Below are 19,519 nucleotides of genomic sequence, written 5' to 3'. Positions count from 1 at the left end.
TCCAGGCCGGGACCCGGGGTCGGCCTGATGGCGGCCGCCGACGTACGCGCGCACGTCACCCGCCGGGTTCCTTCGAGCGTGACTGGCTCGTCGGGATCCGGTGAGTGAAGAACAGCGCGAGGAGGGCGGCGAGGGCGAGGGCGGCGAGGGCGGCGCGCAGACCGTCGAGCCGCGCCGCGGCGTTCGCGTCGACCGCGGCCGAAGCCACTTCCGGGCTCGTGCCCGCCTCGTCGAGGGCCGCCTTGAGCTGGACGTCCGACATGAAGGGCACGCCGCTTTCGAGCTTGACCGTCGCCTGGCTCTTGACCTCCGCCGGGACGGCCGGATTCTGCTCGATGTTGGTCAGGAACGAGGAGGTGAGCGCGCCGATCAGAATCGACCCGGCGAGTGCCGTTCCGATCGACGCTCCGAGGTTGGTGACGGCGTTCTGGACGCCGCCGACCTCCGCGCTCTGCCGGTCCGGCACCGCGGACACGGTGACCGCCCCGAGCTGGGAGGCCAGTGCTCCCATGCCGAGTCCGATCAGCAGCAGCGGGACGGCGACGATCTCCGCGCCCGCGTCCGCGTCGAGTGCGGCCAGCAGGGCCACCGCGCCCACGAGCAGCGCGAGGACACCGAGTCGCACCACGCGCCGCGGCGAGACGTCCGGGAAGAAGCGCGGGATCAGGATCGCGGCACCCAGCAGGGTCACCGAGAGCGGCAGGAGGCGGGCACCGGTCTGGAGCGCGGACAGGCCGAGTGCGACCGACAGGTACAGCGGTACGACGAAGAACACGCCCATCTGCACGAGGTACTGGAAGAAGAACATCGTCAGGCCGCCCGTGAGCTGCCGGTTCCGCAGCAGGGCCGGGTCCACCAGGGGCTCTCTGTGCTGCTCCACGAGGCGGGCTTCCCACCGCAGGAAGAGCCAGATCAGGAGCAGCCCCGCCAGCATCATCCACACGACCAGGGAGATCCCGAGCCAGGCGGGCGCGTCGGGTTTCGGCAGGAACCAGCCCCATTCACCGGAGCGCAGTACGCCGTAGACGAAGATCCCGAGCCCGAGGGCGGAGAGCACGGCGCCGACGAGGTCGATGCGCGGGCGCCCTTCGGTCCGGGCGTCGGCCACGCGGCGGGCCAGCACCAGGATGCCGAGTACGATCACGACCTCACCGGCGAAGACCCAGCGCCAGGAGAAGTACGTCGTGGCGACGCCCCCGACGAGCGGCCCGACGGCGACCGCCACGGCTGCCGCGGCGGCGACCAGTCCGTAGGCGGCCGGTCGGCGTTCCACGGTGAAGTTGCTCGCCACCAGCGCGACGATCGCGGGGAGGATGAGCGCGGCCCCGACACCTTCGAGGAACGACCAGCCAAGGAGGAGTACGGGCAGGTTGGGGGCCAGCGCGGTCGTCAGGGATCCGCAGCCGTAGATCACGCAGCCGATCAGGAACGCACGCTTGCGGCCGATGAGCGCGCCGACCTTGCCGCCGGGGATCATGAACATCGCCATCACGAGGGTGTACGCCGTGATCGCGCCCTGGATCCCGCTGACGGTCGTGCCCACGTCCTCGGCCACCGTCGCGATCGAGACGTTCATGACGGAGCTGTCGAGCGCCATCAGGAACTGCCCGGCCGCGAGTGTCAGCAGGACGACTCCCGACGCCGCCTTGCCCACAGAAGAGCCTGCCCTGGAGGTCATGGGCGCAAGGGTCGCACCGGGTCCGGCGCACGGGCTGCCGACCCGCCGAGGATGTCCGCCGTCGACCGGACCGCCACCGGACCGCCGTCCGCCGGCCGGCGGACCGCGCGCGCGGGGTCGATTGGAGCACGGCGGGCGGGCGGGCGCACGCCCGCCGGGGCCGCCCCGGTCCTAGGCCGAGACGGCTTCGGCCCAGCCGCGGTTGACGGTCGCTCTCGCCTTCTCCGTCTGCGCCTCCGTCGGGAACGACGGCGTGCCCTCGACCGTCGGCAGTTTCGCCGCGGCGGCTTCGTCGAGGGTGCCGTCCTCTTCCATGGCGTCCATGAGGACGGGGCGCGCGTACGCGCGGAGCCGGATGTTCTGGCCCTCCGGGCTGAAGACGTACTCCTGCCACAGACGTGCCGCCGCGGGGTGCGGGGCGTCGTCGCTCACCCCGTCCGCGTAGTACTGGGCGAAGCTGCCGTCGAAGGGGATGGCGGTCCGCCAGTCGACGTCCGTGCCCTTCTCGCGGAATTCCTCGGCGTAACCGAGGTTGAGGAAGTCCCAGTCGATGCTGATCGGGGTTCGGCCCTTCGCGATCGTGGCCGGGGTGGATTCGACCGGGATGAAGTTGCCGTTCCTGCTGAGTTCGGCGAAGAAGTCGATGCCGGGTTGGATGTCGTCGAAGGAACCCCCGTTCGCCAGGGCCGCCGCGTACACCCCGGCGAAGGCGGAGCCGGACTTGGTGGGGTCGCCGTTGAGGGCGACCTTGCCCTTGTACTCGGGCTTGCGCAGGTCGGCGAAGGTCGAGGGGCAGGTCGTGACGCGCTGGGCGTCGCAGCCGATCGAGATGTAGCCGCCGTAGTTGTTGTACCAGCGGGCCCGCGGGTCCTTCTGTTCCTCGGGGATCCGGTCGTACGGGGCGACCTTGTACGGAGCGAGCAGGCCCTGCCGGGCCGCGGACTGCGCGAACGAGCCCCCCACGTCGATCACGTCGGGGGCGCGGCCTTCGCCCCTGCCTTCGCCCCTGTGCTCCTTCAAGGCGTCGATCTCGTCCTGACTGGTCCCTTCCGGGTTCTCCACCACGACCTCGATCCGGTACTTCTTCTCGAAGCCGTCGATCAGGGCGCCGTAGCCGGCCCAGTCGCGCGGGAACGCGATCGCGTTGAGCGAGCCCTCCTTCTTCGCCGCCGCGGTCAGGGCCGCCATACCGCCGGCGTCCGCCGCGGAGGTGGCCTCCGCGGGTGCTGCGGGCGCGGCGACGGGCTTGTCCGCGCAGGCGCCGAGGAGCGCCGCGGCGGCAGCCAGGCAGGTGGCGACGGAGGCGGTCCGGAGACGGGATACGGGCACGAAGGCTCCATAACGGGCGGTCGCGTACTGATCGACGCCAGCGTACGTTCGGCGGTCCGGGCGGCGCGGTTGCGGACGGGGGTGTCCGCCGTCTTCCCTGCGGCTGGCGGTACCGTACCGGCGCGCTCTCAGAGCCCCTCGTCGTCCCAGCCGGTCAAAAGCGCCTCCCCGAGATCCGTCGCGGGCGGTGCGACCCCGTCGTAGAGGGCCTGCTCGCTCCAGATGATCTTGCCGCGGGCGGTGTAGCGAGTGCCCCAGCGCTCGGCGAACTGCGCGACGAGGAACAGGCCGCGGCCGCCCTCGTCGGTGGCCTCGGCCCGGCGCATGTGAGGGGAGGTGCTGGAGCCGTCCGAGACCTCGCAGATCAGGCTGCGGTCGCGCAGCAGTCTCACCCGGATGGGCTCGGTGCCGTAACGGATGGCGTTGGTCATCAGCTCGCTGAGGATGAGCTCCGTCGTGAAGGCGATGTCTTCCAGGCCCCAGTCCGCCAGTCGGCGGGCGCAGGCGTTGCGCACCCGGGACACCGCGGCAGGGTCGGGGGGCACGTCCCACTCGGCGATCCGCGCCGGGTCCAGCCGGCGGGTGCGCGCCACCAGGAGCGCGACGTCATCGGTGGGCCGGGTGGTAAGCATCGCGTCGATCACCGCGGTGCAGGTCTCCTCCGGGGTGCGGGCGGGCCCGGCCAGAGCGGCGCGCAGCGCCGCCAGACCCGCGTCGGGGTCGCGGTCGCGGCTCTCGATCAGCCCGTCGGTGAAGAGCGCGAGCCGGGAGCCCTCGGGCAGGGAGACGGTCATGGTCTCCATGGGCAGACCCGCGCCCAGGCCCAGCGGAGGGGAGACGGGCACCTCCGGGAAGGACACGGTTCCGTCGGGACGGACGAGAGCGGGGCCCGGATGCCCGGCGGTGGCGGCGGTCACCTGCCCCGAGACGGGATCGTAGAGGGCGCACAGGCACGTGGCTCCCGTGATCCCCTGCCACTCCTGCTCGTCCGTGTCGATGTGGGCGACCAGCTCGTCCAGGTGGCTCAGGAGTTCGTCCGGGGGCAGGTCGAGGGTGGAGAAGTTGTACACGGCGGTGCGCAGGCGCCCCATGGTGGCGGCGGCGTGGAGACCGTGGCCGACGACATCGCCGACCACCAGGGCCACTCGGGCGCCCGGCAGCGGGATGACGTCGAACCAGTCGCCGCCCACCCCCGCCTGGGCGGCCAGATAGCGGTGCGCGACCTCGACGGCAGACTGCTCCGGTACGCCCCGGGGCAGCAGGCTGCGCTGCAGGGTGACGGCCATGTTGTGCTCGCGGGTGTAACGGCGGGCGTTGTCGACGGACAGTGCCGCCCGGGCGGTCAGCTCCTCGGCGAAGGACACGTCCTCCCCGTCGAACGCCGGAGCGCCGTGCCCCCGCCAGTAGCCGGCCATCCCCAGCACCACGCCCCGGGCCCGCAGGGGCACGACGATCAGGGAGTGGATGCCGCGGTCCAGGATCTGCTGGGCGTTCGCCTGATGCTGGGCCCGCCAGCGGTGGGTGGCGTGCAGGTCCGCCTCCAGGACCGCATGGCCGCCGGCCAGCCCGGCGGCCATGGGGCCGGTGGGGGCGAGCTCGATCAGCTCGCCGACGGGGGAGAGCGGGTGGTCGCCCAGAAGGCCGACGACGGCGGTGCGGCGCATCTCCGTGCTCGCTGCGGCCGGCTCCTCGCCGAGCAGTACCGGGTCCAGCAGGTCGACGGTGACCACGTCGGCGAACCGCGGGACGGCCGCCTCCGCCAGTTCCTCCGCGGTGCGCTCCAGGTTCAGCGTCGTTCCGACCCGCATACCCGCGTCGTAGAGCAGTTTCAGCCGCTCGCGGGCCACCTCGGCCCTGCCGGACAGGGCCCGTAGCTCGGTGGTGTCCCGCAGCGTGACGACGGTCCCGGCCTTCCCGTAGGGGGCGGTGGGCCGGATGTTCACCGCCAGCAACCGGTCGGCCGCCCTGTGCAGCTCGTCGGTCGCGGAACGGCCCGACGCGATCGGATCGGCGATCCCCTCCTCCAGGCCCAGGTCCGCGACGGAGCGCCCTTCCGCGTCCACCGGCAGGTCCAGCAGCCGTCGCGCCTCGTCATTGGCCAGCAGCAGGCGTCCGCCGCCGCCGACGATCAGTACGCCCTCTCGCACCGCGTGCAGCACCGCGTCGTGGTGCTCGTACATCCTCGTCATCTCGGCCGGTCCCAGGCCGTGGGTCCGGCGCAGCAGCCGACGGCTCACCAGAGCCGTCCCGCCCGCGGACAGGGCGAGCACCGCGGCCGCGCTGCCGAGAACGACCGGCAGCTGCCGGTTCACCATGCTCTGGACGTTCTGGACCGTGACCGGGGAGGCGACGACGGCGATGACGGAGCCGTCGGCGTCCTTGACGGGGACCACCGAGACCACGGACCGCCCCAGGGAACCTTCGAACGTCTCGGTGTAGGACTTGCCGGCCGCCGCCTTGGCGAAGGGGCCGACGACGTGTTTCCCGATCTGCTTCGGGTCGCTGTGGGTGAGGGTGACGCCGTCGAGCGTGTACACGTTGATGCCGTCGACCCCGGCGATTTTCCTGGCGGCCTCTGCGCTGGGCTGCAGTACCTCGCTCGGACGGGGGCCGCGCAGGGCCGCGACGATTCCCGGAGACTCCGCGAACGTTCCGGCGGCGGCGAGCGTACGGTGCCGGGCGTCCAGCATGCCGGCGCTCCGGGCCTGCACCACGAGCGCCACCACCGCGGCGGCGACGAGAAGCGCCACGACGGCCAACTGCAGCAGGAACACCTCGCCGGCCACGCTGCGCACGCTCAGGAGGGAGGAGAGGCGGTGCGGCCGCCGCGGCCGTTCCCCGGGGTGCCGGGCGTGCTCCTGGGACTCCCCCCGGCGCCCCGAGCGGGCACGCCGAGGAGGAGGAGGAGAAGAGCCCGTGGTCGGACCGGGCAGCCAATGCCGGAGGCGTACCAGGAGATGGCTCATACTTCATTTTCCAACCGCTGCGCGCCGTCGGCAGCGGGAGCGGCGACGGCAGCTGAGCAGCGGCGGGCGCCCTCCCCGGCTGAGCACTGCTCGGCCGTCGTGGTCGGCCTCCCGCTCACGGTGCGCTCCGCCGGGCCGCCGGATGTCGATCATGGCCGGTTGCGGGATCGAATTTGCGCCTAGTCGACCCGGAAGGATCGTTTCATTCCCCGCGAACCAGCCTCAATCGGGGACCGAAGAGGTCTACGGGGGGTTGCGACCGGGACGTGGGCGCGGGACATGGGCATGCTGGAGAGCGACCGAGCACTACTTCGCCTCCGCCTTCAAACGGACGGGCGACCTCACCGGCGCACGAGCCTTCACCGCCCGCCTCCATGCCTTCCTGCCGCCGGAGCCGGGCGCCCGGTCGCCGGAGCCGGCCAACGCAGTCGAACAGGGCATGGCCGACCTCCAGCAATGGCTGTTCCCTCCAAGAATGGCCCACTGGCAGCAGGGGCTCAACCGGGCCCTGGCGCGGTACATCGACGCGGGAGTCCAGGAACCGGTCAACAGTCGCGCGGGCCGTGGGGGCGCCCCGCTACGCTCACTCGCTGGTGCCCGCCCAGCTGTGAGGAGGCTGCCGACCCACGCCGTCCGGCAGCCTCCTCGGCCCGTAATGCTCCGCTCTGCTTTGAGTCGGGAGCCGCGAGCCGTGAGGCCTACCGCCCCCGCAGGAGCCGCCTCAACCGGGCTCGCCACGAGGGGCGGGGTTCGGCCGGGCGCAGCGACTCGGTGTCCGACACCGGCCACGGGGGCGCCATCGGCATACCGGTGCTCGGAGGGGGCGCCGCCGGCAGCGGTGTGAGCACGTCATGGGCTTCCGGACCGCGGGACGCGAACGTCACGGGCAGCGCCGTCAGATGCCGCGACCAGGTGGAGGAGCGCCAGGTGAGCTCTTCCTCGGGCACGGCCAGGCTGATGTCGGGAAGCCGGGTGAGCAGGATGTCGATGCCGGCGTCGGCGATGACACGGCCGATGTCCTGGCCGGGGCACTCATGGGCCCCGGCGCTGAAGGACAGGTGCGCGCGGTTGTGGTGCACGCGGGTCGAGGGGTCCGGGCGGATCGCCTGATCGACGTTCCCGGCGGCCAGGCCCAGCAGCAGCATGTCTCCCGCCTTGATCTCCTGTCCTCCGAGGGAGGTGTCACCGGTGGCCCAGCGGCCCGGGCACACCATCAGCGGCGGCTCGTCCCACAGCACCTGCTCCACTGCCTCCGGCAAGGTCATCTGCCCTCCGGCCAACGACCCGCGGAACCGCGGGTCGGTGACCACCATGCGCAGCACGTTGGACATGAGGTTGGCGGTCGTCTCGTAGCCCGCGAGGAGGATGAGGCGCAGATGGTGCTGCACCTCCTCGTCCGTGAGGCCGGCCGGGTGGGCCATCAGTACGGATGCGATGTCCGGCCCGGGCAGGTCGCGCTTGGCGACGACCAGTTGTTCCAGGGTCTCCAGCACGTAGGCGTTGCTCGCGAGCGACGTCTCGGTGCCCTTGAAGAGGTCCCGGGCGGCGTGCACGAGCTTGGGACCGTACTCGTCCGGCATGCCGATCAGGTGGGTGAGAACGAGCATGGGCAGGTGCTCGGTGAACTGACTGACCAGCTCCGCGCTGCCCGTTTCGCAGAACTCGTCGACCAACTGGTGTGCGAAGCGGGTGATGCGGCGGCGGATTCCGCGTTGGTCGAACTGGTCGAGGGCGGCGGTGACCGCGCCGCGCAGGCGCTGGTGCTCTTCGCCGTCCGCGGACACGCAGTCGGGTCGCCAGCCGATCATCGGCACCAGCGGCGAGGTGGCGGCGTCGATCTCGCCGCTCTTCCAACCGTGCCAGGTGCGGGGGTCGCGGGAGAACTGGGTGGAGCGGCTGGCCACATCACGGTTTTCGAGGTACCCCAGGACGAGCCAGGCCCGTACGCCCCCGTCGAGCAGGACGGGCGCCACCGGACCGTGGGCGGCACGCAACTCCTCGTACAGGCCCATGGGGTCGGTCTCGGCAGCGGCGCCCCAGAGCCGGGTCACCGCTTCGACCCCCGTGGCGGCGTGGGCCGGGCAACCCGGAGGCGGGGTGAGCCCTTTTTCCGTGGTGGTGTGGTCAGCGGGCGGGACGGTCATACGGACTCCTGAGCGGCGGCGAGGGTGCACAGGTAGCCCATCAGCGAGAGCAGCGCGTCGCGGCTGGACGACCTGTCCCGAGCGTCACAAGCGATGATGGGCACCGATTCGTTGAGAGCCAGAGCGGTGCGCAGGGCCGGCATCGGGTGCTGCGGCGCCTCGGGGAAGGTGTTGACGGCCACGACGAAGGGGACGCGGCGGTCTTCAAGGCGGGTGATGATCTCGAAACAGACTTCGATCCTCCGGGTGTCGACGAGGACCACCGCACCGAGCGCGCCTTCGAAGATGCCGTTCCAGAGGAACCAGAAACGCTCCTGACCCGGCGTACCGAAGAGATAGAGGATCAGCTCCTCATTGATGCTGATGCGCCCGAAGTCCAGAGCGACGGTCGTGGTGTTCTTGCCTTCCGCACCGGGATTGTGGTCGATCCCGACGCCGGCCTGCGTCATGGTTTCTTCGGTGGTCAGGGGCGGGATCTCGCTCACCGCCCCGACCATGGTCGTCTTGCCCACCCCGAAGCCGCCGACGATCACCACCTTGACTCCCCTGGCGCCGTGCGGCAGCAGCACGTCCGAGCGGCGGGGGCCGGCGGCGAGTGCGTCAGAGCCTGCGTAGTCCATGGATCACCGCCTCCAAAAGGCCAAGTTCGGGGACCGCCGCGACCGGAACGGGAGCGGTGGCCTCCACTCGCTCGTGGTCCACGAGCTTGGACAGCAGCGCCGTGATGACGCTGAACGGCAGGCTGAGGTACGCGGAGATCTCGGCCACGGACAGCGGGTACTGGCACATGGCGAGAATGGCTGCCTGCTCGGGCTGCATACCGGGTTCGGGCGCCGACCTCGATGCGATGAGGGTGACCAGGTTGAAGGCTTTGGCCGAGGAACCCGGGCCGCCACCGGAGATGACGTACAGCGGCACGGGACTGCCTTCATCCCATGCGTCCGTGTTCTGTGACGTCACATCGCCTGCCCGATGTCATCACGAGGTGGGCTGGTCATGTGCTGACCGATCCGGAACACCAGGGTGCGCATGCGGTCGCCCAGCAACCCCGCGTCCACCTCCTCATCGGCCAGCACCGCGAGATAGGCCCCGGGTCCGGCCGCCATGAGCGAGAAGTAGCCGCCGTCGACTTCGATCCCGACCATGTGGGTCGAGCCGTTTCCGTGCGGGAACTTCTGGGCGATGGCCTTCGCCAGGCTCTGGATGCCCGAGCAGGCGGCGGCGATCGCGTCAGCGGTGTCGGGCTCCGTGTTCGCTTGACCGATGCACAGACCGTCCGACGACAACACGACCACGTGTCGCACGTACGGGACGCCGGTCGCAAGCTCCTTGAGCATCCAGTCCATGTTGGGCAGTGGCGGCACGGTTACTCACCCTCGTCTGATGGCTCGCTGGTGTGGATGGAAGGGCCGGTGACCGGTCTCTTCTCGCCGCTGAACGCCTCCCACATGAGGCCCGGCTGCCGGGGCGCGCCGGCCGATCCCGGGGTGGCGGCCGGAGCGGCGGGGGGAGCAGGGGTCGTGCGGACGACCGGTGTCGGGACGGGCGACTCGCGGCGCCGTTGCGGCAGTCCGGTGACGGGCTGTTCTCCCTGGACGGGGTCCGCCGGCCCCCCGCGCGCCGTCATCCGCCTCGGCACGGTCGGTGCGCCGGTGGGCCTGGGCGTGAACTGCTGGACTTTCGAGGCAGACGGTTGAACCGTGGTGATCAGGCGCCGCGGAACCAGCACGACGGCCCGCACTCCTCCGTACGCGGAGGTGCGCAGATCGACGTCGAGGCCGTTCTCGCGGGCCAGCCTGCTGACGACGGGCAGGCCGAGCTGCGTCGCCTCGCCCAGGTCGGCCAGACCGATGCCGGACGACGCCTGAGCCATGACGCGGTCGATGCGCCGGCGGACCTCTTCGGTGAGTCCGACCCCGCGGTCCTCGATCTCGATCGCGATACCGGAGGGCACTTCGTTCGCGGTCACCTCGACGGGGGCGTGCGGGGGCGAGAAGGTCGTGGCGTTGTCGAGCAGCTCGGCGAGCAGGTGGATCAGGGGCTCGGCTCCCTGGCCGATCACAGCCACCTCTGTCACCGACTGCAGCTTCACGCGGGGATAGTCCACGATGCGTGACATGGCCCCTCGCACGACGTCGTACAGCGGGATCGGCTTCGACCACTGGCGCCCGGGCCGGGCGTCACCCAGTACGGCGATGCTGGCCGCGAGGCGCCCGATCAGGGCATTGCGATGGTCGATGTCCTGGAGGCCGTGGGAGACCACCAGATCCGTACCGTGCAGGATCTGCATGTCCCGCAGGTCCTTGGCGAGTTGGTGCACGATCGCCTGGACCCGCCGGGCGATCGCCACCAGCGCCCTCTGCGACGAGTCCCGAGTGCGTTCCTCGGCATCCACGGCTTCCAGGAGCGTCCGCAGGGCTGTCCGCAGGGCTTCGGCGAACTCCCGGTCGAGATGCTCCCCGAACGGCACGGACTGCAGGATCTCCGAAGCGGGCTCACCCCTCTGCAGGCGGGCGACAGCCGCGGGGAGGAGCTCTTCGGCGAGCCATACAGTGCTCGCCCGCTGGTCGGACAAGCGCGTGAGCAGTGCGGTCTCACGTTGCGCGTAGTACCGCTGCACCTCGGCGGTCGCCCGCGCGTAGCGAGCGGCCTCTGCCGAGCCCGCCCGGCGCGCCGTCCCGGCCGCAGCGATCGCCGTCAGGACGACCGCGACGAGGCCGCACCAGGCGACAGGCGTACGTATCTGCGCGGGAACACAGATCAGCGCCACCACGCAGGCCCCGGTCAGGACACCAGGGGGGATGAGCCATGCTGGAGCCACCGCACGTGGCAGCGCTCCGGGGGTTGAACCTGCACGAACCATCGAAGGGTTCCTAAACACTCTGGAATTGGTGGACTGAGCGTGATGCGGTGCGCCGACAAGAACGGTCGGGACTTCGCTCGGCCGAGCAACGATGTTGCAAGGGGTGGGCCCGAAGGGCCGGTTCGAGAGGGCATCGGTGGTCACGCCTTTCTGCGGCCGGGTGCCGTCCGCGCGCAATGCGAAGCTCGCCTCGCGTGGGGTGCAGCGCAACACGCGAGGCGAGCATAGTCAGTTCGGGTACGCCAGGTGGCCTTGACTGGAACGGAAAGCTCTGTTGATCGATCTGGGTCGATAGTTGGTCGATCACCGCCAGGAGACACACTGCGAATGAGTGGAATCGACCGCGTTGAGCAGCTCGCTGTTCATGGCCCGCCGACGTCGATGGAAGGCCGGTCAGCCGAGGGCTCGGCGTCCCGACACCGCGGTGGCCGGGTCCCAACCGCGCCGGGGTACGGAGTCGAGCAGCAGGCGCGTATAGGGGTGCCGCGGTGCGTCCAGTACCTGGCCGGTCGGACCCGATTCCACGACCCTCCCCGACTTGAGTACGAGAACCTCGTCCGCGACGTGCCGGACCACCGCCAGGTCATGGGTGACGAAGAGGTAGGCGATGCCCGCCTCGCGGCGGATCGTGGAGAGCAGTTCGAGGATCTGCGCCTGGATGGACACGTCGAGCGCCGCGACCGCCTCGTCGAGGACGAGGACCTTGGGCTCCACGGCGAGGGCGCGCGCGATGGCCACGCGCTGGCGCTGCCCGCCGGAGAGGCGCCGCGGCAGCGCCGAGGCCTCGCGTTCGCCGAGCCCGACCTGGTCCAGGAGCTCGACGACCCGCTCCCCGCGGGAGGCGGCGTCCAGTCGGGTGTGGAGCCGCAGGACCTCGTCCACGCATGCCCCCGCCGTCACCCGCGGGTCCAGCGAGAGGTAGGGGTCCTGGAAGACCATCTGGATCTCCCGGGCCCGGGCCAGCCGTTCGGCTCGGCTGCGGACCCGCGCCGAACGGTCCCGGCCGCCGAGGCGCACGGTGCCGGCGTCCGGGCGCTCCAGCCCGACCAGCATGCGGACCGTCGTGGTCTTGCCGCTGCCGGACTCCCCGACGAGGGCGAGGGAGGTCCCCGGTGCCAGGGTGAACGACACGTCGTCGACGGCCGTGTGGGTGCCGTATCGCTTGCACAGCCCCTCGACGACGATTTCCTGCGTCGCGGTGGTCACAGCGTGATCCCTTCGTCGGCGCGGTGGCATGCGACGAGCCCGTCGCCGTACCGCGCGAGTGCGGGTGTCTCCTCGGAGCAGCGCGGCAGCGCGTGGGCGCAGCGCGGGGCGAAGGCGCAGCCGGGTGGCGCCTCGGCGAGGGAGACGGGGCGGCCGGGGACAGGCCGCGGGGCCGGTGAGCCCGGTTCGATGCGCGGGGTGCAGGCGAGCAGTCCCGCCGTGTACGGATGGCGCGGCCGTTCGAACAGCTCGTCCGTGCCCCGCGTCTCGACGATGCGTCCCGCGTACATCACGTACACGCGGTCGCAGATGGCGGAGGCGAGTTCGAGGTCGTGGGTGACGAAGAGCAGGCCCGTGCCGCGCTCGGCCCGTAGCCGGGTGAGGATCGCGATGATCTCCGCCTGGGTCGTGACGTCCAGGGCGGTGGTCGGTTCGTCGGCCACGAGCAGGGCGGGTTCGGCCGCGAGCGCCGCGGCGATGACCACCCGCTGGAGCATGCCGCCGGAGAACTCGTGCGGACGGCGGCGCAGGGCGCCCCGCGGATCGCGGATGCCGACGGCGTCGAGGAGTTCCTCGGCGCGGGCGGTCGCCGCGCCGGCGGGCGTCCCGGCGGCCCGCAGTCCCTCGGTGAGGAAATCGCCGATCCGGCGCAGCGGGTTGACGGAGGAACGCGGGTCCTGGAAGACCATCGCGACCTGTCGGGCCCGCAGGGCGGTGCGCTCCGCGCGGTCCATGGTGAGGACGTCCCGGCCGGCCACCCGGACGTGTCCGCTGGTACGGGCGCCGGCGGGCAGCAGCCCGAGGACGCTGCGGCAGGCCACCGACTTGCCGGAGCCGGATTCGCCGACGAGGCCGACCGTCTCGCCGGGCAGCACCCGCAGGCTGACCCCGTCCAGGATCGGCCGGGCCGCCCGGTCGCCCGCCAGTCGGATGCCGAGCCCGTCGATCTCCAGGACGGGCGGCCCGCCGGCCGGTGTGTTGTCCTCGGTCATGGCGTTCACCGCTCCCGCCTCGCGATCCGGTCGGCGAGCCCCTCGCCGACGATGCCGAACGCCACCACGGCGAGCACGATGCACGCGGAGGGGGCCAGGGCGGGCAGCATCGCCCCTTGTTGGACGGCCGACTGGCCCTCGTTGATCATGGCTCCCCAGTCGGCGGTCGGCGGTTGCACACCGAAGCCGAGGAAGGAGAGCGCTGCCAGGTCCATCAGCGCGTACCCGAAGTTCATCGCCGACTGGGCGAAGACGGTCGGCGCGATGTTCGGCAGCAGGTGGCGCAGGCACACGTGCCGGCCGGACCACCCCTGTACCCGGTAGGACTCGATGTACGGGCGGGCCTTCTCCTGGCGGGCGATACCGCGCACCAGCCGTCCCACGTAGGGGGTGTAGGCCACCGACATGGCGATCACCGGCGCGGTCGTGCCGGAGCCGACCACCGACACGAGGAGGATCGCGAGCAGCAGACCGGGGATCGCGAAGGCCATGTCCATCGAGCGGGACAGGACCGAGTCCGCCCAGCCGCCGTGCCAGGCCGCCACGACGCCGAGCAGGGTCCCGAGGAGGGTGGAGACCACGACGACGGCCAGCGGCCCGAGCAGGCCGGTGCGGGCGCCGTGGATCACCCGGGACAGGACGTCCCGGCCGGACTGGTCGGTGCCGAGCAGGTGCTCGCCCGTGGTTCCGGCGAGCGGCGAGGAGATGTCCAGGACCTCGGGGTCGTACGGGGAGAGGACGGGGGCGAGGAGGGCGACCAGGACGAGTACGGCGAGCACCGCGACCGAGGCCGTGAACAGGGGGCCCTGACCGAGGCGGCGCAGGCCGCGCAGGCCGGGCCGGCGGCGCAGCGCCGCGGGCGCCGCGCCGGCCGCGGGAGGCGCGGCGGGGGTGGTGGGGGTCATGAGGAGCCTTCCCCGTGGAGGGACAGCCGGGGGTCGATGAGGGGTGCGAGCAGGTCGACGGCGAGGTTCACCAGGACGAAGGCCGCCACGCTGAGCAGCGTGATCGCCTGGACGACGGCGAAGTCCTTGGCGGTCACCGATTGCACGAGGAGGGAGCCGAGGCCGGGCACGTCGAAGGCGGTCTCGACGATCGAGGTGCTGATGAGCAGTCCGGCGAGCATCGTGCCGCCGACGGTGACGACCGGGCCCAGCGCGTTGCGCAGCACGTGCTTGCGGACCACGGTCCGCGGCGCGACGCCGCGGGCGCGCGCCACCTCGACGTGTTCGCGGCCGAGTTCGTCGAGCATCGCCGAGCGGGTCACCCGGGCGAGCAGACCCGCGAAGGTCAGGGCCAGGGCGAAGGCCGGCAGCGTCAGGTGGTACAGCCGGTCCGCGAGGCCCGCGGGCATGCCGCCCGGCCCCGGGAACCAGCCCAGCTGAACGGAGAAGAGCGACACGAGCGCGATGGCGGTGACGAACGGGGGGGTCGCCGTGGCCACGCCGGTGCCGAGGAGCACCGCGCGGTCCAGCACACCGGGGCGCAGTGCGGCGAGGATGCCGGCCGCGACACCGAGGAGGACGACCAGCAGGGCCGCGTACCCGACGAGCACGGCGGTGCCGGGCAGTCGGGAGCCGATGAGGTCGGTGACGTCCTGGTGGAACTGCGCGGAGCGGCCGAAGTCGCCTTGCAGGACGCCGCCGAGCCACTGTGCGTACTGCACGGGCAGCGGCTCGTCCAAGTGGTACTGGGAGCGCAGGGCCGCCACGGCCTCGGGGGTCGCGGGGCGGCCGTGGAGCAGGTACGACACCGGGTCGCCGGGGGCCAGGTGGATGGAGCCGAAGACCACCAAGGAGGTCACGAACAGCACCGTCACCAGGCCGAGGAGCCGTCCGACGAGGTAGCGGGTCATGGCTTCGCGGCCCCGATCGTCGCGGCCCACGGGTAGTACAGCTGCGCGATCCCGGTCGGTGCGCCGGTCACCCGATTGCCGAGGAAGACCGTGTAGGGCGCCTCGTAGACAGGGATGATCGGCAGTTCGCGCAGCGCGATCCGCTGGAGGTCGGCGGTCAGCTCCGCCCGTTCGGCCGGATCGGGCTCCGCGTTGGCCCGGTCGAACGCGGCGTCGTACTCGGCGTTTGACCAGCTGCCGTAGTTCCCGAAGTCGCCGGTGCGCAGGTACTGGTAGAACTCCAGCGGGTCGGGCGTGTTGTCGTACCCGCTGGTGATGACCAGGTCGAGGCCGGCGCGCGCGTTCGGGTCGACGAAGATGCTGCTGTACGCGTCCGGGGCGACGGTCTTGAGCCGGACGTCGAGGCCGATCTGTCGACCGGCGGCCTGGACGGCGTTGGCGACCACGCTGATCTCGGGCGACAGGGAGCTGGTGGCCAGGGTGATCGTGCGTCCGTCCGCTCCGGCCTCGCGGACGAGCTCCTTCGCGGCCTCGACGTCGAAGACCGGCTCGGTGAGGGAGTCGTGGAGCGCGGCGGTCTTCTCCGGGGCCAGCGCCCAGGCGCCGCGCGCGGCGGGGGCCTTGGCGGGGAAGCCCACGCCGCCGGCCGCGGCCTTGACGATGTTCTTCCGGTCGAGGGCCATGGACAGGGCCTTGCGGATCTTGAGGTCGCCGAGCGGTCCGTGGAAGTCCAGGACGGCGAGGTTCGCCGCGGCGGTGTTGGGGCCGAAGAGGACCGATCCCTTACCGCTGCCCCGCAGTTGCGCCAGGGAGGCGGGGGGCACCATGTACCCGCCGTCGGCCGTGCCGGAGAGGAAGGCGTTGGCACGGGCGGCGGCGTCCTCGATGAAGGTGAACCGCACGCTGTCGGACTTGGGGGTCAGGGACCGGTCCCAGTAGTCGGCGCTCTTCTTGAGGGTGATGCTCTCGCCCTGGGCCCACTGTGCGAGGGCGTACGGGCCGGTGCAGTTGACCGTCCCCGCGGGAGTGCCGTAGTCCTTGCCGGCCTTGGCCAAAGTGGCCGCGCTCTCGACCGTGCCGGGAGAGGCGGCCATGAGTTCGTTCAGGAGGACGTCCGGCCGGGCGAGCCGGAGCGTCACCTCCAGGGGGCCGGTCTTCTCGATGGCGGTGACGTTCTTGAACGCCGAGCCCCAGGGGGATCCGGTCGCCGGGTCCACGTGGCGGTTCAGGGAGGCGACCACGTCGTCGGCGGTCATCGTCGTACCGTCGTGGAACTTCACCCCCGGCCGCAGGGTGTAGACCAGGGTCCGGGGGTCGGGCTGCGCGTACGCGACGGCGAGACCGGGCTCGATCTTCAGGTCGGGCGTGACCCGCAGGAGCTGTTCGCAGACGTTGGCGAGCACGGTGTTCGGCGGGTAGTCGTACGCGAGGGCGTAGTCGAGCGTGTAGGGCTCGGCGTACAGGGACCAGGTGAAGGAGTCCAGTGGGCCCCGCGCGGGCGGCGAGGTCGACGTGATCTTGAAGCTGCCGCCGTCGGCGGCCGGGGGAGTGGGGGCGCCGGAGCAGGCGCTGGTGGTGGCCGCGAGGGCGGCGGTACAGGCGAGAAGCGTGACGGTCCTGGGCGTGCGCATGCAGACCCACCCCTTTACGGGTGTAGTGACGGGCGCTGGGGGATGGAGCGAGTATTGATGCGGGAACGTTCCCGCACAAGACTTTGCGGGAACGGTTTTGCAGAGGTCGCGGGGGTGGCAGCATCGACCCATGACCGATGTTTCACGGCATGACGGGGCTGCCCCGCAGCCCGCCCGGCGGGTCCGGCTGGTCGACGTGGCCCGCGAGGCGGGACTGTCCAAGACGACCGTCTCGGCGGCGCTCAACGGCACCGGACGGCTCTCCCCAGAGGTGCGGGAGAAGGCGCGCGAGACCGCGCGCGCGATGGGCTACCGGCCCAACGCCACCGCGCGGCAACTGCGCGCGGGCCGGGCCCGGCTGATCGGATACGCGGTGGGGGAGTTCGCCGACACCCCCTGGACCTTTCTGGAGTCTCCGTACTTCGCCAGGCTGACCGGAGCCACCGCCGCGACCGCGCTGAGGCACGGCTACGCCCTGGTGCTGCTGCCCGCGGGCTCCTTGCAGAGCGAGTGGGCCGAGCTGCCCCTCGACGCGGTCGTCGTCGCCGACCCGGTCGCGGACGACCCGATCGTCGACGACCTGCTCGCCGCCCGGATCCCGGTCTTCAGCGACCGCTCCGTCGAGGGGCGCCCCGGCGCCCACTGGGTGGACGTCGACGCCGCCGCGGCCGTACGCGAGACCCTGGACCACCTCCGGGGGGAGGGGGCCCGGCGGCCCGCGCTCGTCCTGCCCGACAGCACCACCCGGTTCCATACGGAGGTGCTCGCCGCCTACCGCGCCTGGTGCGCCGCGCACGGCCTGCCGGAGCGGGTGGCACGCGCCGCGGCCCCGGGCAACGGGCCGGTCGTACGAGCGGTCGAGACCGCCCTGGCGGGCGGCGGGGAGGGGCCGGACCGCACGCGCCCCGACGCCCTCTTCGTCGTGGCCGAGGCCAGCCCGCCCCTCGTCCTGGAGGCGGCGCGCCGCCGGGGCTACGAGGTGCCCGGCGATCTGCTGATCGTCTGTGTGAGCGAGGACGTGACGGCGCAGCACACCGAGCCGCCGGTGACGACGCTGAGCCTGCGGCCCGAGGCGGTCGCGGAGGCGGGCATCGGGCTCCTGGTGGCGGTCCTGGAGGACGGCCGCCGGGAATCGGCCGGGATGCTCGTGCCGACCCGGCTCGAAGTGCGGGCGTCCTCGGTACGGCGACCGTAGGCGGTGTGGCGCGTTCAGAGGGAGTGGACGAGCCTGCCCCCGACGTAGGTCCGCTCCACCCGCGCCTCGGCGATCTCCTCCGGGGGCGCGGCGAAGATGTCCCGGTCGAGTACGACCAGGTCGGCGAGGTGGCCCGGGCGCAAACTGCCCGCGTCGTCGAGGCCGTTCACATGGGCGGAGCCGGCCGTGTAGGCGGCCAGCGCGGTCGCGAGGTCGAGGCGCTGTTCGGGCAGGAAGACCCGGTCGTCGGCGGCGCCGGCCCCGGGGCCCTTGCGGTTGACGGCTACGTGGATGCCTTCGAGGGGGTCGGGGCTGCTGACGGGCCAGTCGCTGCCCGCGGCCAGGGTGGCGCCGGCCCGCAGCAGATCGCCGAAGGGGTATTGCCAGGCGGTGCGTTCGGGGCCGAGGAAGGGGATGGTGAGCTCGTCCATCTGCGGTTCGTGCGCGGCCCAGAGCGGCTGGATGTTGGCGATGGCGCCGAGCCGGGCGAAGCGGGGGAGGTCGTCGGGGTGGACGACCTGGAGGTGGGCGAGGTGGTGGCGGTTGCCGCGCGGGCCGTTGGCGGCGACGGCGGCCTCCAGGGCGTCGAGCGCCTCGCGGACGGCCCGGTCGCCCAGGGCGTGGAAGTGGATCTGGAACCCGAGGGCGTCGAGTGCGGCGGCGTACCCGCGCAGCGCCACCGGTTCGACGAAGCTGAGCCCGGTGTTGGCCGTCGCGCAGCCGCAGCCGTCGAGGTACGGGGCGGTCATGGCGGCCGTGAAGTTCTCAGCGATCCCGTCCTGCATGATCTTCACGGAGCCGGCGCGGAACCGGCCGTGGCTCAACTTCTCCCGCAGCGCGACCAGTTCCTCGATCTGCTCGGCGCCGCGGTCCCGGTCCCACCAGAGCGCGCCGGTCACCCGGGCGGTGAGCGAGCCGTCCCGGGCGGCGCTCACGTAGGCGTCCGACGGATCGGGCTTGCCGCCGAACACGCCGAGCAGCGCGTCCTGCCAGCCGGTGATGCCCAGCGAGTGCAGCAGTTCCTGGGCTCGCAGGAGGCCGGACAGCCGCTCGGCGGGAGTGCTCGCGGGCACGAGTCGGGAGACCAGCGTGGTGGCGCCCTCCTGGAGCACTCCACTGGGACGGCCGTCCGGCTCGCGTTCGATCCGGCCGTCGGCCGGATCGGGGGTGGCGGCGGTGATCCCGGCGAGTTCGAGTGCCCGCGTGTTGGCCCAGGCGCCGTGATGGTCCCGGTTGACGAGGAACACCGGCCGGTCCGGGAGCACGGAGTCGAGCAGCTGCCGGGTGGGCAGTCCTCCGTCGAAGCTCTCCATCGACCAGCCGCCGCCGGTGATCCACGCGTGGTCCGGGTGGGCGTCCGCGTACGCGCGGATCCGGGTCAGGTACTCCGCGACGCCCACCGTCCCCGTCAGATCGCACTCGGCCAGCTCCGTACCGCCGTAGACGGCGTGGATGTGGGCGTCCTGGAACCCGGGGACCAGGAGCTTCCCGGTCAGGTCGACGACCTCCGTGCGGGGGCCGATGAGCTCCCGCACCTCGTCGTGGCCGACCGCCGCGATCCGGTCGCCGACGACGGCGAGCGAGGTCGCCCGGGTGCGGGCCGGGTCGACGGTGACGACGGGGCCGTGGGTGAAGACCAGATCGGCCTTGGCCATACGGA

15 protein-coding genes are annotated in these 19,519 nt (G+C 72.0%); 1 reads left to right on the top strand and 14 read right to left on the bottom strand.

All coding sequences use genetic code 11. From position 1 onward, the window contains the following. Positions 1-55: 55 nt before the first annotated feature. The 13 genes from ACWFQ8_RS17090 to ACWFQ8_RS17030 form a co-directional block, all read right to left on the bottom strand. On the bottom strand, positions 56-1,678 hold the full coding sequence (locus ACWFQ8_RS17090) for an MFS transporter (protein WP_453787038.1): 1,623 nt from the start codon (positions 1,676-1,678) through the stop codon (positions 56-58). A gap of 171 nt (positions 1,679-1,849) precedes the next feature. After that, positions 1,850-3,007, bottom strand: coding sequence for an ABC transporter substrate-binding protein (locus tag ACWFQ8_RS17085; protein ID WP_453787037.1), 1,158 nt, complete (start codon positions 3,005-3,007; stop codon positions 1,850-1,852). A gap of 128 nt (positions 3,008-3,135) precedes the next feature. After that, positions 3,136-5,802 carry a SpoIIE family protein phosphatase gene (locus ACWFQ8_RS17080; RefSeq protein WP_453787036.1) on the bottom strand — a complete coding sequence of 889 codons (2,667 nt, stop codon included), beginning with the start codon at positions 5,800-5,802 and terminating at the stop codon, positions 3,136-3,138. 869 nt (positions 5,803-6,671) lie between these two features. After that, positions 6,672-8,117 carry a cytochrome P450 gene (locus tag ACWFQ8_RS17075; RefSeq protein WP_453787035.1) on the bottom strand — a complete coding sequence of 482 codons (1,446 nt, stop codon included), beginning with the start codon at positions 8,115-8,117 and terminating at the stop codon, positions 6,672-6,674. Then, a complete protein-coding gene (locus tag ACWFQ8_RS17070; RefSeq protein WP_453787034.1) occupies positions 8,114-8,737 on the bottom strand; it encodes a GTP-binding protein in 624 nt (207 codons plus the stop codon). Before ACWFQ8_RS17070 ends, ACWFQ8_RS17075 begins: the two co-directional genes overlap by 4 nt. Beyond that, positions 8,718-9,035 (bottom strand): DUF742 domain-containing protein, encoded by a 318-nt coding sequence (locus ACWFQ8_RS17065; RefSeq protein WP_453787033.1) that lies wholly within the window; start codon positions 9,033-9,035, stop codon positions 8,718-8,720. The genes ACWFQ8_RS17070 and ACWFQ8_RS17065 overlap by 20 nt, the downstream gene beginning before the upstream one ends. A 38-nt stretch (positions 9,036-9,073) precedes the next feature. Further along, positions 9,074-9,463: a roadblock/LC7 domain-containing protein gene (locus ACWFQ8_RS17060; protein WP_453787032.1), complete on the bottom strand. Its 390-nt coding sequence runs from the start codon at positions 9,461-9,463 to the stop codon at positions 9,074-9,076. 20 nt (positions 9,464-9,483) lie between these two features. Then, on the bottom strand, positions 9,484-10,938 hold the full coding sequence (locus ACWFQ8_RS17055; protein WP_453787031.1) for an ATP-binding protein: 1,455 nt from the start codon (positions 10,936-10,938) through the stop codon (positions 9,484-9,486). 435 nt (positions 10,939-11,373) lie between these two features. Then, on the bottom strand, positions 11,374-12,216 hold the full coding sequence (locus ACWFQ8_RS17050; protein WP_453787030.1) for an ABC transporter ATP-binding protein: 843 nt from the start codon (positions 12,214-12,216) through the stop codon (positions 11,374-11,376). Further along, positions 12,183-13,178 (bottom strand): ABC transporter ATP-binding protein, encoded by a 996-nt coding sequence (locus tag ACWFQ8_RS17045; protein ID WP_453787029.1) that lies wholly within the window; start codon positions 13,176-13,178, stop codon positions 12,183-12,185. Before ACWFQ8_RS17045 ends, ACWFQ8_RS17050 begins: the two co-directional genes overlap by 34 nt. Positions 13,179-13,183: 5 nt before the next feature. Beyond that, positions 13,184-14,083 (bottom strand): ABC transporter permease, encoded by a 900-nt coding sequence (locus ACWFQ8_RS17040; RefSeq protein WP_453787028.1) that lies wholly within the window; start codon positions 14,081-14,083, stop codon positions 13,184-13,186. Beyond that, positions 14,080-15,033 carry an ABC transporter permease gene (locus tag ACWFQ8_RS17035; protein WP_453787027.1) on the bottom strand — a complete coding sequence of 318 codons (954 nt, stop codon included), beginning with the start codon at positions 15,031-15,033 and terminating at the stop codon, positions 14,080-14,082. The genes ACWFQ8_RS17040 and ACWFQ8_RS17035 overlap by 4 nt, the downstream gene beginning before the upstream one ends. After that, positions 15,030-16,664 carry an ABC transporter substrate-binding protein gene (locus ACWFQ8_RS17030; protein WP_453787026.1) on the bottom strand — a complete coding sequence of 545 codons (1,635 nt, stop codon included), beginning with the start codon at positions 16,662-16,664 and terminating at the stop codon, positions 15,030-15,032. Before ACWFQ8_RS17030 ends, ACWFQ8_RS17035 begins: the two co-directional genes overlap by 4 nt. A gap of 130 nt (positions 16,665-16,794) precedes the next feature. Here ACWFQ8_RS17030 and ACWFQ8_RS17025 point away from each other — a divergent pair, with 130 nt between their 5' ends. Next, positions 16,795-17,859: a LacI family DNA-binding transcriptional regulator gene (locus tag ACWFQ8_RS17025; protein WP_453787025.1), complete on the top strand. Its 1,065-nt coding sequence runs from the start codon at positions 16,795-16,797 to the stop codon at positions 17,857-17,859. Between the two features lie 14 nt (positions 17,860-17,873). On the opposite strand, the gene ACWFQ8_RS17020 is transcribed toward ACWFQ8_RS17025, so the two are convergent. After that, the gene (locus ACWFQ8_RS17020) at positions 17,874-19,514 is read right to left on the bottom strand and encodes an amidohydrolase (RefSeq protein ID WP_453787024.1); all 1,641 of its coding nucleotides are present in this window, start codon (positions 19,512-19,514) and stop codon (positions 17,874-17,876) included. Between the last annotated feature and the right edge of the window lie 5 nt (positions 19,515-19,519).

Source organism: Streptomyces sp. NPDC055254 (genome assembly GCF_053606025.1).
Note: the sequence above shows the minus strand (reverse complement) of the source record. Positions and strands in the feature narration are given on the sequence as shown.